This window comes from Streptomyces sp. NPDC001985, assembly GCF_040296845.1.
Taxonomy (GTDB): domain Bacteria; phylum Actinomycetota; class Actinomycetes; order Streptomycetales; family Streptomycetaceae; genus Streptomyces.
In genome coordinates this window covers 112,632-125,018 of the sequence record NZ_JBEOYB010000011.1, presented here as the reverse complement: position 1 = coordinate 125,018, position 12,387 = coordinate 112,632, and the positions used below count along the sequence as shown (strand labels likewise).

10 protein-coding genes are annotated in these 12,387 nt (G+C 72.8%); 7 read left to right on the top strand and 3 right to left on the bottom strand.

The genetic code is table 11. From position 1 onward, the window contains the following. Positions 1-572 (bottom strand): AfsR/SARP family transcriptional regulator (locus tag ABT122_RS07550; protein WP_351546823.1); only part of this gene is annotated, 572 nt, incomplete at its 3' end. Positions 573-806: 234 nt separating this feature from the next. After that, positions 807-1,682: a polysaccharide deacetylase family protein gene (locus ABT122_RS07545; RefSeq protein WP_351546820.1), complete on the bottom strand. Its 876-nt coding sequence runs from the start codon at positions 1,680-1,682 to the stop codon at positions 807-809. A gap of 238 nt (positions 1,683-1,920) precedes the next feature. On the opposite strand from ABT122_RS07545, the gene ABT122_RS07540 reads away from it, so the two are divergent. Then, a complete protein-coding gene (locus ABT122_RS07540; RefSeq protein WP_351546817.1) occupies positions 1,921-3,141 on the top strand; it encodes an amidohydrolase family protein in 1,221 nt (406 codons plus the stop codon). Between the two features lie 287 nt (positions 3,142-3,428). Here the strand turns inward: ABT122_RS07540 and ABT122_RS07535 are convergent, their stop codons facing one another. Continuing rightward, positions 3,429-4,304, bottom strand: coding sequence for a glycosyltransferase family 2 protein (locus tag ABT122_RS07535; RefSeq protein WP_351546815.1), 876 nt, complete (start codon positions 4,302-4,304; stop codon positions 3,429-3,431). Between the two features lie 108 nt (positions 4,305-4,412). Here ABT122_RS07535 and ABT122_RS07530 point away from each other — a divergent pair, with 108 nt between their 5' ends. The 6 genes from ABT122_RS07530 to ABT122_RS07505 all read left to right on the top strand — a co-directional run bounded on the left by ABT122_RS07530 (position 4,413) and on the right by ABT122_RS07505 (position 12,308). Next, the gene (locus ABT122_RS07530) at positions 4,413-5,024 is read left to right on the top strand and encodes a pentapeptide repeat-containing protein (RefSeq protein ID WP_351546812.1); all 612 of its coding nucleotides are present in this window, start codon (positions 4,413-4,415) and stop codon (positions 5,022-5,024) included. A gap of 292 nt (positions 5,025-5,316) precedes the next feature. After that, complete coding sequence (locus ABT122_RS07525) at positions 5,317-6,231, top strand: LLM class F420-dependent oxidoreductase (protein ID WP_351546850.1); 915 nt, start codon at positions 5,317-5,319, stop codon at positions 6,229-6,231. Positions 6,232-6,245: 14 nt separating this feature from the next. Continuing rightward, entirely contained in the window at positions 6,246-7,028 is a 783-nt protein-coding gene (locus tag ABT122_RS07520; protein ID WP_351546809.1) for an SDR family NAD(P)-dependent oxidoreductase, read from the top strand. Between the two features lie 120 nt (positions 7,029-7,148). Continuing rightward, positions 7,149-8,264: an LLM class flavin-dependent oxidoreductase gene (locus ABT122_RS07515; protein ID WP_351546848.1), complete on the top strand. Its 1,116-nt coding sequence runs from the start codon at positions 7,149-7,151 to the stop codon at positions 8,262-8,264. An 811-nt stretch (positions 8,265-9,075) separates the two neighbouring features. Further along, the gene (locus tag ABT122_RS07510) at positions 9,076-10,818 is read left to right on the top strand and encodes an N-acyl-D-amino-acid deacylase family protein (protein WP_351546806.1); all 1,743 of its coding nucleotides are present in this window, start codon (positions 9,076-9,078) and stop codon (positions 10,816-10,818) included. Then, positions 10,815-12,308, top strand: a complete 1,494-nt coding sequence (locus ABT122_RS07505; RefSeq protein WP_351546803.1) for an aldehyde dehydrogenase family protein — start codon at positions 10,815-10,817, stop codon at positions 12,306-12,308. The genes ABT122_RS07510 and ABT122_RS07505 overlap by 4 nt, the downstream gene beginning before the upstream one ends. Positions 12,309-12,387 lie beyond the last annotated feature (79 nt).

Here is a 12,387-nt window from a genome sequence, read left to right as displayed (position 1 = left end):
CCGGTCTCCAGGTCCAGGTCGAGCCGGCTCTCCAGCAGCTGGAGCCGCCACTCCTCCAGCCGCGCCCGCTGGTTCTCGGCGTACGGGCCCGGCACGCTGGCCAGCGCCTCGCCGTCCCACAGCTCCAGCGACTCGTCGAGCCGGGCGCGCGCCTGCCGGCGGTCCCCGGCGGCGCGGCACTTCTCCGCCTCCGCCGCCAGCTCCTGGGCGGCGAAGAGGTCCACGCTCTCCCGCCGGATTCTTATGGCGTATCCGCCGGACTCGCTGACCAGGGCGTTGGCGCCGAGGATCTTGCGCAGCCTGGAGGCGTAGGTGCGGATGGTGGCGAGCGCGTGGGGCGGCGGTTCGTCGCCCCAGATCGCGTCGATCAGCTCGGCCGCGGTCGCGGTGCGGCCGTCGCGGAGCAGCAGCGCGGCGAGCAGCGCGCGTTGCTGGGGGGAACCGGACGGCAAAACCTCCCCCTGGCGCCAGGCGCGCACCGGACCGAGCACGCTGAAGCGCAGGTCAACACAGACATCACTGGGCGTTGGAACTCGCTGTTCCGGTACGCGTGGCCCGCTGTCACGGTCCATTGCTGCCCCCTGCCCCGAACTGCCGATTCGCACCCGACAGTCTGCCTTGTGCATGGCTGCCCCGTCAGTAACGGGACGCTTCCAGATCGCCCGTCGCGGGGTGGGGGCAGGCTAACCCGCCGTTTCTGTGACGCCTGTGACCTTCCCGGGGGTTCCCCGGTGTCTTTACGTCCGTTGCACACACCCATGTGCGATATGGGTTGATGTGGGGTCTATTCGGGGAGGGGGGAGCGGTCAGGGCCGGTAGATCTCGCCCGGGTTGGCGCGGGCGGGCGCGAGGAGCTGGGAGACCGTGACAAAGGTGTAGTCCCGCTTCTTCAGCTCCTCGATGATGCCGGGAACGGCGGGCACGGTCCCGTCGTAGATGTCGTGCAGCAGGATCACGCCGTCGCGGGAGGCCTGCTTGACGATCCGGTTCCTGATCAGCTCGGAGTCGTTGGTGGAGTAGTCCTTGGCGGTGGCGCTCCACAGGATCTGGGCGAGGCCCAGCTCCTTGCTGACGGCGGTGACATCGTCGTTGATCCGGCCCTGCGGCGGGCGCATCAGGGTGGGCTTCCGCCCCGTGATCTTTGCTATCGCATCCTGGGTGCGGCCCAGTTCCTCGCGTATCCCGTCCCGGTCGAGCTGGTCGAGGCGCCGGTGGGTCCAGGTGTGGTTGGCGACCTCGTGGCCCTCGTCGGAGAGACGTTTCACCACGTCCGGGTACTTCACGATGTGCTTCTTGCCGAGCAGGAAGAAGGTGGCCGGGACCCGCTCCTTCATCAGGGTGTCCAGGAGCTCCGGGGTGTCCTTGCCGGGGCCCGCGTCGAAGGTCAGCGCGATGCACCGCTCCTTCTCGCAGTCGACGGGCTCGGCAGGGTTGACCGTGCGCCCGGAACCCGCGCCCGCGTCGCTACCGGAGCCGGAGCCGGAATCGGAGCCGGTCTCCGCCGCGCCGCCCGCCGCGCCGCCCGCGGCCCCGGCGGAGAGCTTCCGGCCGTCGGCCAGCGCGTCGGAGCGGGCGTCGGCGGGGGCGGTGGTCTCCATGGAACAGGCGCCGAGGGTGAGCGCCAGCGCCGTGACGGCCGTCGCGGCGGTGAGGACCCTGGACCTCCTGCTGGGTGCGGGCATGACGGAATTCCCTTGATCGGGTGCGGTGCGGCTGATGAGATCCCGCCGTGGCCGGTGGCGGATATCGCACTATACACACCGTGTATACCTACTCCCCGGGGCGCCCCTGAAGAGGGTGATTACGGGAAAGGGGTTCATTGGTCCGGGATGTGGATTGGATTCACGTGGCCGGAATCACTCCGTGCGGGCCGCCGTCGGGCTAGCTGACGAGTCGTCAGATCAGGGCTACCGTGAGGACATGGAGACCTTCCCGAAGATCATCTCGGTGGACGACCACACGGTGGAGCCCCCTCATGTCTGGCGGGACCGGCTCCCGTCGAAGTACCGGGACGCGGCCCCCCGGATCGTCCGTGCCCCGCTGAAGGAAATGACCTTCCTGGGCGGGAAGTTCGCCCCGGTGATGGGCGAGAGGGGCGACGACGGCCCGGTCGGCGACTGGTGGGTGTACGAGGATCTGCGCCGCCCGCTGACCCGGCTGGACACCGCCGTGGGGTACGGGCGCGACGAGATCAGGCTGGAGGTCATCACCTATGAGCAGATGCGGCCGGGCTCGTACAGCGTCCCCGACCGGCTCGCGGACATGGACGTCAACCATGTGCAGTCCGCGCTCTGCTTCCCCACCTTCCCGCGCTTCTGCGGCCAGACCTTCACCGAGGCCAGGGACCGCGAGCTGGGGCTGCTCGGGGTCCGCGCCTACAACGACTGGATGGTGGAGGAGTGGTGCGGCCCCGAGGCGGCCGGCCGGCTCATCCCGCTGACCCTCGTCCCGCTGTGGGACGCCGCGCTGGCGGCGGCGGAGGTCCGCAGGAACGCGGCGCGCGGGGTGCGGGCGGTGGCCTTCTCCGAGATACCGCCCTTCCTGGGGCTGCCCTCGATCCACGGGGACGCGTGGGACCCCTTCCTGCGGGCGTGCGACGAGACCGGCACGGTGATCGCCATGCACATCGGCTCCTCCTCGAAAATGCCCTCCACCTCGGCCGACGCACCCCCCGCCGTGGGCTCCACCATCACCTTCGCCAACTGCTGCTTCTCGATGGTGGACTGGCTGATGAGCGGGAAGTTCGAGCGCTTCCCCAACCTCCGGATCATGTACGCGGAGGGGCAGATCGGCTGGATTCCCTACATCCTGGAGCGCGCCGACACGGTCTGGGAGGAGAACCGGGGGTGGGGCGGGGTCGCGGAGAAGGTGCTGCGCCCGCCGTCGGAGCTGTTCGCGGGGCATGTGTACGGGTGCTTCTTCGATGACGCCTTCGGCTTGCGGAATGTGGAGGCGGTGGGGGTGGGGAATGTGTTGTACGAGACGGATTATCCGCATGCGGATTCGACCTGGCCGAGGTCGCGGGAGGTCGGGGAGGAGCAGATGGGGCATCTGGCGCCCGAGGTGGTGGAGCGCATTGTCCGCGGCAACGCGATCGACCTCCTCTCCCTCACCCCGACGGGCCTCTGGCCCGGCCCCTGACCCCTCGGCCCGAACCGGGTCGCCCGCCCGCACCACCCCGGACCGGTGACGCGTCCGGAGGCGCGACGGCCACCCCCGTGGGGCCGCGGGCGCGTCCGGCCGCCTCCTTCCGCCGGAGCGTCCGGACGCCGCCGGGCTGCTCGTGCACGCGCGGCCGGGCGGCACCGCGCACATCTCCGGGATGTTCCGCCTCGTTCGCGGGACCGGGCACCTTCTCGCCTCGGGCCGGATCGGCGAGGCGCGGTGCCGGGGCTCACGAGCCCCGGCGCCACCCGGAGGGGACGAACCTAGATGATGGGCGGGCGGCCCAGACGGGTCATGCGCCACACCGTGGCCCACCGCATCGGCTTCCGCACCCCGCACGGCTCCCGCATGCCCTCCACGAACCCCCCGCCCCAGGCCTTCAGGCCCTCCCCCGACCGCGTCCGCAGCAGCGTCATCGCCGTCCAGCTCCCCAGATACAGCGGCACCAGCGGCGCCGGCAGATTCCGCTTCGCCAGCCACACCCGGTTGCGCGCGGTCATCCGGTAGTACACCGCGTGCCGGGCCGGGCTCGTCCGCGGGTGCTGGAGCAGCAGCCGCGGCTCGTACAGCACCTTCCACCCGTCGTCCAGCGCCCGCCACGCCAGGTCCGTCTCCTCGTGGGTGAAGAAGAACTCCTCCGGCCACCCGCCGGTCCGCTCCAGCATCCGCATCGACAGCGCGTGCCCGCCCCCGAGGAACGTCGTCACCAGCCCCCCGCGCATCGGGTCCTTCGCCCGCAGCCGGGGCACGTGCCGGCGCTGGGTCTCCCCGGTCTCGTCGGCGATCCGGAAGGACACGATCCCCAGCTCGGGGTCGGCCTGGTACAGATCCGCGATCCGGCGGAACACATCCGTGTCGACGAGCAGCCCGTCGTCGTCCAGGTCCACCAGCACATCCACGTCGCCGAACTCCCGCAGCCGCTCCATGGCCACGTTCCGCCCTCCGGAGACCCCGAGGTTCTCGGCCAGCTCCACCGTCGTCACCCACGGGGGCAGCTCCGGCAGCGGCGCGCCGTTCCCCACGACCACGACCCGGGCGGCGGGCTCGTCCTGCCCGGCCACGGAGTCGAGCAGGGCCCGCAGCTCGGCGGGCCTGTTGCCCATGGTCAGTACGGCCACACCCACACGCGGTCGTGTCACGACTCGACTCCACTCCACCAGCTCGTCCGTTCCCCGAAGCCGCGATGCTACCCAGTGGACACCCGGGGGTGCCGCGCCGGTGTCAGTGCCCGGGTGTTCCATGGAGCCATGGCCATCAGGCGCGAGCGCGCGCACGCCGATCCCGAGCTGATCGTCCGCGACGAGGACTGGTACGGAAAGGACCTCTCGGGCGAGCGCTTCACCGGTTTCACCTTCTACGACCTGGATCTCACGGAAGCGGTGAACGACGGCGCCGTCTTCGACGGGTGCACCTTCTCCGGGGTCCGGTTCAACGCCTCGCGGCACACCGCCGCCGCCTTCACCAACTGCGTCTTCCGCCGCTGCGGCTTCTTCGACACCCGCTTCGAGCAGTGCAAGGCGGTCGGGAGTCTGTTCGAGCGGTGCACCTTCCCTCTGCTGCGGGTCGCCGGCGGGGACTGGTCGTTCGTGGGGCTGCCGGGCGCGGATCTGCGCGGGGCGGTCTTCGAGGGTGTCCGGATGCGGGAGTGCGATCTGACGGGCGCGCGTGCGGAGGGGGCCACCGTGACCGGCGTGGATCTCTCCGGGGCGGTGCTGCGCGGCGCGGATCTCTCGGGGGCCGACCTGCGGGGCAGTGACCTCTCCTCGCTCGACCCGCTGACCGCCCGGGTGGCAGGGGCGCGGATCGACCTGGTGCAGTCGGCGGTGATCGCGGGCGCGCTGGGATTCGAGGTGGGCTGAGCCGCTCGCGCGCCCGTGCCGTCGGACCCGCGCACACGGACGAGCGGGCCCGCGCCCGCACCCGCGAATCAGGCGCTCGCACCGGCGAGCGCGCACACGCGCGGGCGGGTCCGCGCACACGCACGGGCGGGTCCGCGTGCGCGCCGGCGGGCCCGGGGCTCGCACCGGCGGGTGCACGGGCCTTGCCCGTCCGGGGGCCGCGCCCCACGATATGACGGTACGTCAGATCGAGGGGAAGGAGCCCGCGGTGCCCCATGTCCCGGTGCTGCCCGAGGGGCCGCTGTCCTACGGGATGCAGCTCCCGGTCCAGTCGCAGAGCACCCTCTGCGCCGAACCCTGGGAGGCCGCCGCCGGAGCGGCGGACCTGGCCGAGGTGGCCAGGACCGCCGACCGCACCGGCTTCGCCTATGTCGCCGTCTGTGATCATGTCGCCGTCCCCCGCCGGCTCGCGGGAGCCATGTCCACCGTCTGGTACGACCCGGTCGCCACCCTCTCCTTCCTCGCCGGGATCACCGGCCGGGTACGGCTCCTCAGCCATGTCGCCGTCGTCGGACTGCGCCACCCCCTGGTCACCGCGAAGCAGTACGCCACGCTCGACCATCTCTCCGGGGGCCGGCTGATCCTCGGTGTCGGCGCCGGGCACGTGGCCGAGGAGTTCGCCGCGCTGGGGGCCGATTTCGACGGGCGCGGCGGGCTGCTGGACGAGACGATCGACGCGCTCCGGGCGGCCCTCGGCCCCGAGGAGTTCCCCGAGTTCAGCGGCGAGCGGTTCTCCTTCTCCGGGCTGGGCCAGCGGCCCCGTCCGGCCCAGCCGCGCGTCCCCGTCTGGGTCGGCGGCTCCTCGCCCGCGGCCCTGCGCCGGGCCGCCCTGCGCGGGGACGGCTGGCTCCCCCAGGGCGACCCCCGCGCCCGGCTGCCCGCCGCCATCGCCCGGCTGCGGGCCCTGCGCGAGGCGGCCGGGAACCCCGTCCCCCTGGAGATCGGCGCCATCGCCGAACCGCTCTACATCGGCCGGCCGGGCTGGGAGGTGGGCCGCCGGACCCTGGCCGGTGAGCCGGGTGCCATCGCCGCCTCCCTGCGTGAGTACGCGGCCATGGGCGTACGCCAGATCCAGGTCCGGTTCCGCAGCCGGGGCCGTACCGAACTCACGGACCAGATGGCCGCGTTCGCCGCCGAGGTCGCTCCGTATCTGCACGCCGACAGCTGACGAAGGGGACCACCATGGGAAAGCTCGACGGACGCGTCTTTCTGATCACCGGGGCCGCGCGGGGGCAGGGGGAGCAGGAGGCCCGGATCTTCGCCGCCGAGGGGGCGCGGGTCGTCCTCGCCGATGTGCTCGACAAGGAGGGCGAGGCGGTCGCCGCCGAGCTGGGCGACGGCGCCCACTACCTCCGTCTCGATGTCTCCCGGGAGGCGGACTGGGCCGCCGCCGTCACCGCCGCCAAGGAGCGCTTCGGCAAGCTCGACGGACTGGTGAACAATGCGGGCATCCTCCGCTTCAACGCCCTGACCTCCACCCCGCTGGAGGAGTTCCAGCAGGTCACCGGGGTCAATCAGACCGGGGTCTTCCTCGGGATACGGGCCGTCGCGCCCGAGATCGAGGCGGCCGGCGGGGGCACCATCGTCAACACCGCCTCCTACGCCGCCCTGGCCGGGGTGGCGCTGATCGGCGCCTACACCGCGTCCAAGCACGCGGTCCTCGGTCTGACCCGGGTGGCCGCGCTCGAACTGGCGCCGAAGGGCATCCGGGTCAACGCGGTCTGCCCGGGGGCGGTGGACACCCCGATGATGGACCTCGCCTTCACCCGCGACGGTGTGAGCCGCGAGGACGCCCGCGCGCGGATGGGCCCGGTGTACGAGCGGACCATACCGCTCGGGCGGGCGGGACGGCCCGAGGAGGTGGCGCGGCTCGCGCTCTTCCTGAGCTGCGAGGACTCCTCGTACATCACCGGGCAGCCGTTTGTGATCGACGGCGGCTGGATGGCGGGGATCAACGTGGGCTGACCGGGGCACCGGACCCCGTCTCTGACGGGGCGCCATCTCTTGACTGCGCAGGTGCGCGGTGGAACAGTCGTGCGCATCACGATCTGACGATGCGTCAGAAACTTAGGGACGGTGAACCCCTTGGAATTCGGGATCTTTGTGCAGGGCTACGTCGGCAGGCGCGCCGAGACCGACCCGCTCGCCGAGCACAAGGTGCTCATGGAGGAGACCGAGTACGTCATCCAGGCGGACACGTCCGGGTTCAAGTACGCCTGGGCGTCCGAGCACCACTTCCTCGACCAGTACTCGCACCTCTCCGCCAACGACGTCTACCTCGGGTACCTCGCCCACGCGACCGACCGCATCCACCTCGGCTCCGGCATCTTCAACCCGCTCGCGCCGGTGAACCACCCGGTGAAGGTCGCCGAGAAGGTCGCCATGCTCGACCACCTCTCCGAGGGGCGCTTCGAGTTCGGCTCCGGGCGGGGCGCGGGCAGCCACGAGATCCTCGGGTTCATGCCGGGCATCACCGATATGAACCACACCAAGGAGATCTGGGAGGAGACCGTCGCGGAGTTCCCCCGGATGTGGCTCCAGGAGGAGTACCAGGGCTTCCAGGGCAAGCACTGGTCCCTGCCCCCGAGGAAGGTCCTGCCGAAGCCGTACGGGAAGTCCCACCCGGCGATGTGGTACGCGGCCGGGTCGCCGTCCTCCTACGCCATGGCGGCGCGGAAGGGGCTGGGGGTCCTCGGCTTCAGTGTGCAGAAGGTCGCCGACATGGAGTGGGTCCTCGACTCCTACAAGACCGCGATCAAGGAGGCCGAGCCGGTCGGCGCCTTCGTCAACGACAACATCCTGGTGACCTCCACCGCGATCTGCGCGGAGACCCACGCGGAGGCGGTGGCCATCGCGGCCGGCTCGGGGGTGAGCTATCTCCAGTCGCTGCTCTTCCGCTACCACGACACCTTCCCCCGGCCCGAGGGGATTCCCCAGTGGCCGGAGCTGCTGCCGGAGTACACGGAGGAGATCGTGGAGCTGCTGATCGCGGAGGGGCTGATGATCTGCGGAGATCCGGGGGAGGTGCTGGCGCAGTGCAGGAAGTGGGAGGGGGCGGGGGTGGATCAGCTGGGGTTCGGGTTGCCGGCGGGGGTGGGGTACGAGGACACGCTGCGGACGATCCGCCTGATCGGGGAGCATGTGATCCCTCACATCGACACGGACCCGGTGCACCGGACCACGCGCTTCCGCGAGAGCTGATTCGGCAGGGGGGCTGGTCTTGGTGCGGGGTGCCCCCCCGCTCCCACCGTGCAACCCGGCCCCCGCCCACCGGCCCCGCCCCGGTGCTTGAGCCGCGCCCACTCAGCCCTTCCGGAGGCTGAGCTGACCCCCCCCAGCGCTTCCGGAGGCTGAGCCGAACCTCTCGGCCCTTCCTGTGTTTTAGCCACACTCACCCAGCCCATCCGGGGAGCGGAGGCACAAGATCCAGCCCCGCCGCCGTTCGGGCCGCACCCCTCAGCGCTTCCGGCGTTCGGGCCGCCCGCCCCAGCCCCCCGCTGGCGAGCTGAGCAACCCCAGCCCGGCCAGCGCTTGAGCCGCGCCCACTCAGCCCCTCCGGCGTTTGAGGAGCGGGGGTTCGGGGGCTGGCCCCCGAACCGGGCCCGCACTGTGCGGGGTCCTGTGGTGCGGGGTCCGTCCTCAAGCGCCGGACGGGCTGGGTTTGCCGGGCGGGCTGGGGGTGCCGGGCGGGCTGGGTTTGCCGGGCGGGCTGGATTTGCTCGGGTCACCTGTGGCGCAGGGTCCGTCCTCAAACGCCGGACGGGCTGGGTTTGCCGGGCGGGCTGGGGGTGCCGGGCGGGCTGGATTTGCTCGGGTCACCTGTGGTGCGGGGTCCGTCCTCAAACGCCGGACGGGCTGGGTTTGCCGGACGGGCTGGGTTTGCCGGGCGGGCGGGGCTCCCCGCCGGGCCGGGTCCGCCGACGGGCCCCCCGCACAGCAGCCCCACCGCGCACCCCCCGGCAGGGACCCCCCCTCGCAGGGAACACCGCACCCCGAAGGGAACCCCCCCCTCATGCTCGACCACCTCATCCGCTCCGCGACCGTCGTGGACGGCACGGGCGCGCCCCCCTACCCCGCCGACATCGGCCTCCGCGACGGCCGCGTCGCCGCCCTCACCACCCCCGGCACCCTCCACCCCGGCTCCGCCCGCACCGCCGAGGACGCCACCGGCCTCCTCCTCACCCCCGGCTTCGTCGACCTCCACACCCACTACGACGCCCAGCTCTTCTGGGACCCCTTCGCCACCCCCTCCATGAACCACGGCGTCACCACCGTCGCCGGCGGCAACTGCGGCTTCACCCTCGCGCCGCTCGACCCCGGCCGCCCCGGCGACGCCGACTACACCCGCCGGATGATGGCGAGGGTCGAGGGCATGTCCCTGGTCGCCCTGGAGGAGGGCGCCCCCTGGAACTGGCACACCTTCGGCGAGTACCTCGACGCCCTCGAAGGCCGCATCGCCGTCAACGCGGGCTTCATGGTCGGCCACTGCGCGCTGCGCCGCCATGCCATGGGCCCCGACGCCATCGGCGGCGACCCCACCCCCGCGCAGCTCCAGCGGATGCTGGACCTCCTCCACGAGGCGATGGACGCGGGCGCCTGGGGCCTGTCCACCACCCAGTCCACCACCCACTCCGACGGCGACGGCGCGCCCGTCGCCTCCCGCCACGCCCGCCCCGACGAGCTGATCGCCCTGTCGCGGGCGGTCGGCGAACACGAGGGCACCCAGCTGGAGGCGATCGTCGCCGGCTGCCTCGACCGGTTCCGCGACGACGAGATCGACCTCCTGGTCGCGATGACCCGCGCCGCGGGCCGCCCCCTGAACTGGAACGTCCTCACCATCGACGCGGCCGTCCCCGGCCGCGTCCCCCGGCAGCTCGCCGCCGCCGCCCGCGCCCGCGCCGCCGGCGGCCGGATCGTCGCCCTGACGATGCCGATCCTCACCCCGATGAACATGTCCCTGGGCACCTTCTGCGCCCTCAACCTCATCCCCGGCTGGGGCGAGATCCTCGCCCTCCCCGTCCCCGAGCGCGTCGAGCGCCTCCGCGACCCCGCCGTACGGGCGGAGATGCTCCGCCGCGCCGACTCCGAGGAGGCCGGGGTCTTCCGCCGCCTCGCGCACTTCGGCCGCTATGTCATCGGCGACACCTACTCCCCGGCCAACGAGGGCCTCGGCGGGCGCGTGGTGCGGGACATCGCCGCCGAGCGCGGCCAGGACGACTTCCACTGCCTGGTGGAGATCTGCGCCAACGACGGGCTGCGCACCGTGCTGTGGCCCATGCCCACCGACAACGACCCGGCCTCCTGGGAGCTGCGCCGCCGCACCTGGGAGCACGAGGACGTACTCCTCGGCGGCTCCGACGCGGGCGCCCATCTGGACCGGATGTGCGGCGCCCCCTACACCACCCGCTTCCTCGGCGACTGTCTGCGCGGCCGGAAGCTGGTCCCGCTCCCGGCGGCGGTGAGGATGCTCACCGACGACCCCGCGCGCCTCCTCGGGCTCCGCGAGCGCGGCCGTGTCGAGGAGGGCTTCCACGCCGACCTCGTCCTCCTCGACCCCGAGCGGATCGACGCCGGCCCGGCCACCCTCGTCCACGATCTGCCCGGCGGCGGCCCCCGCCTGGACGCGAGGGCGATCGGCGTCGTGTCGGTGCGGGTCAACGGCGTGGAGACCATCCGCGACGACAAGGTCACCGGCGCGATCCCCGGCCGGGTGCTGCGCTCCGGCCGCGACACCGAGACGGTCTCCACGCGATGAGCGCGCCACAGCGGCTCTTCATCGGCGGCGAGTGGGCCGAGCCCGACGCGGGGCACTACGAGGTGGTCGACCCGGCCTCCGAGGAGGTCGTGGGCCTCGCGCCCGAGGCGAGCCGCGCCCAGGTGCACGAGGCGGCGCGCGCGGCCCGTGAGGCCCTCGGGCCCTGGTCCCGCACCCGCCCGGAGGAGCGCGCCCGCATCCTGGACGCCGCCGCCGGGGTCATCGAGCGGAACACGGAGCCGTACACCGCCCTCGCCCGTGCCGAGTCCGGCGCGACCACCGCCACCGCCCGCGCCCTCCAGGTCGGGATCGGCGCGGCCCGTTTCCGGCGGTACGCGCGGGGGGCGCTGGAGTCCGTGGAGCAGCCGCTGCCGCCGCAGATCAACGCGGCGGGCCCGATGGGCCCCGCCGGTGTCGTCGGGGCGCTCGCGGTGCGCCGCCCGGTGGGGGTGGTCACCTGTGTCACCTCCTACAACAACCCCTGGGCCAACCCGGCGGGGAAGGTGGCACCCGCGCTCGCGATGGGCAACACGGTGGTGGTGAAGCCCGCCCCGCAGGACCCGCTCTCCGTCTACCGGATGGCCGAGGCGCTGGCGGAGGCGGGCGTTCCGCCCGGGGTCGTCAATGTGGTGACGGGGTCGTCCCCCGCCGTGGGCGAGGCCGCCGTCGACTCCCCGGACGTCGACATGGTCAGCTTCACCGGCTCCACGGCGGTCGGCCGCCGGATCGCCGAGGTCTGCGGGCGCGGCATGAAGCGCCAGCTGATGGAGCTGGGCGGCAAGGGCGCGGCGCTGGTCTTCGACGACGCGGACCTGGACGCGGCGATCCGGGGCATCGGCACCACGTTCTCCTTCTACAGCGGCCAGATCTGCACGGCCCCGACCCGGGTGATCGCCCAGCGCGGGGTGTACGACCGGCTGGTGGAGCGGCTGGCCGCCCACGCCCGCCGGCTGCCGGTCGGCGATCCGGCCGAGCGGGGCACGGTGGTCGGCCCGCTGATCTCGGCAGCCCACCGCGACCGGGTGGAGTCCTATCTCGCACTGGGCCGCCGCGAGGGTGCCCGCCTGGTCACGGGCGGCGAGCGCCCCGACGTCCGGGGAGGGGGCACCGGCGCGCGGGGAGGCGGCTCCGGAAAGGGCTTCTACGCCGCTCCGGCGCTCTTCGCGGAGTGCGCCCCCGGGATGCGGATCGTCCGGGAGGAGATCTTCGGTCCGGTGGTGGTGGTCGTCCCCTTCGGTACGGAGGAGGAGGGCATCGCGCTGGCCAACGACAGCGACTACGGCCTGATCGACTATGTCTGGTCCGGGGATGTCGCCCGTGCCTTCCGGGTCGCCGGGGAGCTGCGGACGGGCGGGGTGGGGGTGAACACGGTCGCGCGCAACATGGAGGCGCCGTTCGGCGGGTTCAAGCGGAGCGGGGTCGGGCGGGACGTCGGTTCGTACGCCCTGCACGCGTACAGCGAGATCCAGTCGGTGGTCTGGCCGGGGTGAGCGGGCGGGCGGGCGCGGTCCGTCAGCCGGGGTCCCAGGACCGGGGTCTGTCGCGTTCCGGCCGTCCTGCACGCGAGAA

Bases quoted from the DNA above. Each gene is read 5' to 3' on its own strand.
- ABT122_RS07545 (WP_351546820.1), bottom strand. From the start codon at position 1,682: ATGCCCGCACCCAGCAGGAGGTCCAGGGTCCTCACCGCCGCGACGGCC.
- ABT122_RS07540 (WP_351546817.1), top strand. From the start codon at position 1,921: ATGGAGACCTTCCCGAAGATCATCTCGGTGGACGACCACACGGTGGAG.
- ABT122_RS07530 (WP_351546812.1), top strand. From the start codon at position 4,413: ATGGCCATCAGGCGCGAGCGCGCGCACGCCGATCCCGAGCTGATCGTC.
- ABT122_RS07525 (WP_351546850.1), top strand. From the start codon at position 5,317: ATGCAGCTCCCGGTCCAGTCGCAGAGCACCCTCTGCGCCGAACCCTGG.
- ABT122_RS07520 (WP_351546809.1), top strand. From the start codon at position 6,246: ATGGGAAAGCTCGACGGACGCGTCTTTCTGATCACCGGGGCCGCGCGG.
- ABT122_RS07510 (WP_351546806.1), top strand. From the start codon at position 9,076: ATGCTCGACCACCTCATCCGCTCCGCGACCGTCGTGGACGGCACGGGC.
- ABT122_RS07505 (WP_351546803.1), top strand. From the start codon at position 10,815: ATGAGCGCGCCACAGCGGCTCTTCATCGGCGGCGAGTGGGCCGAGCCC.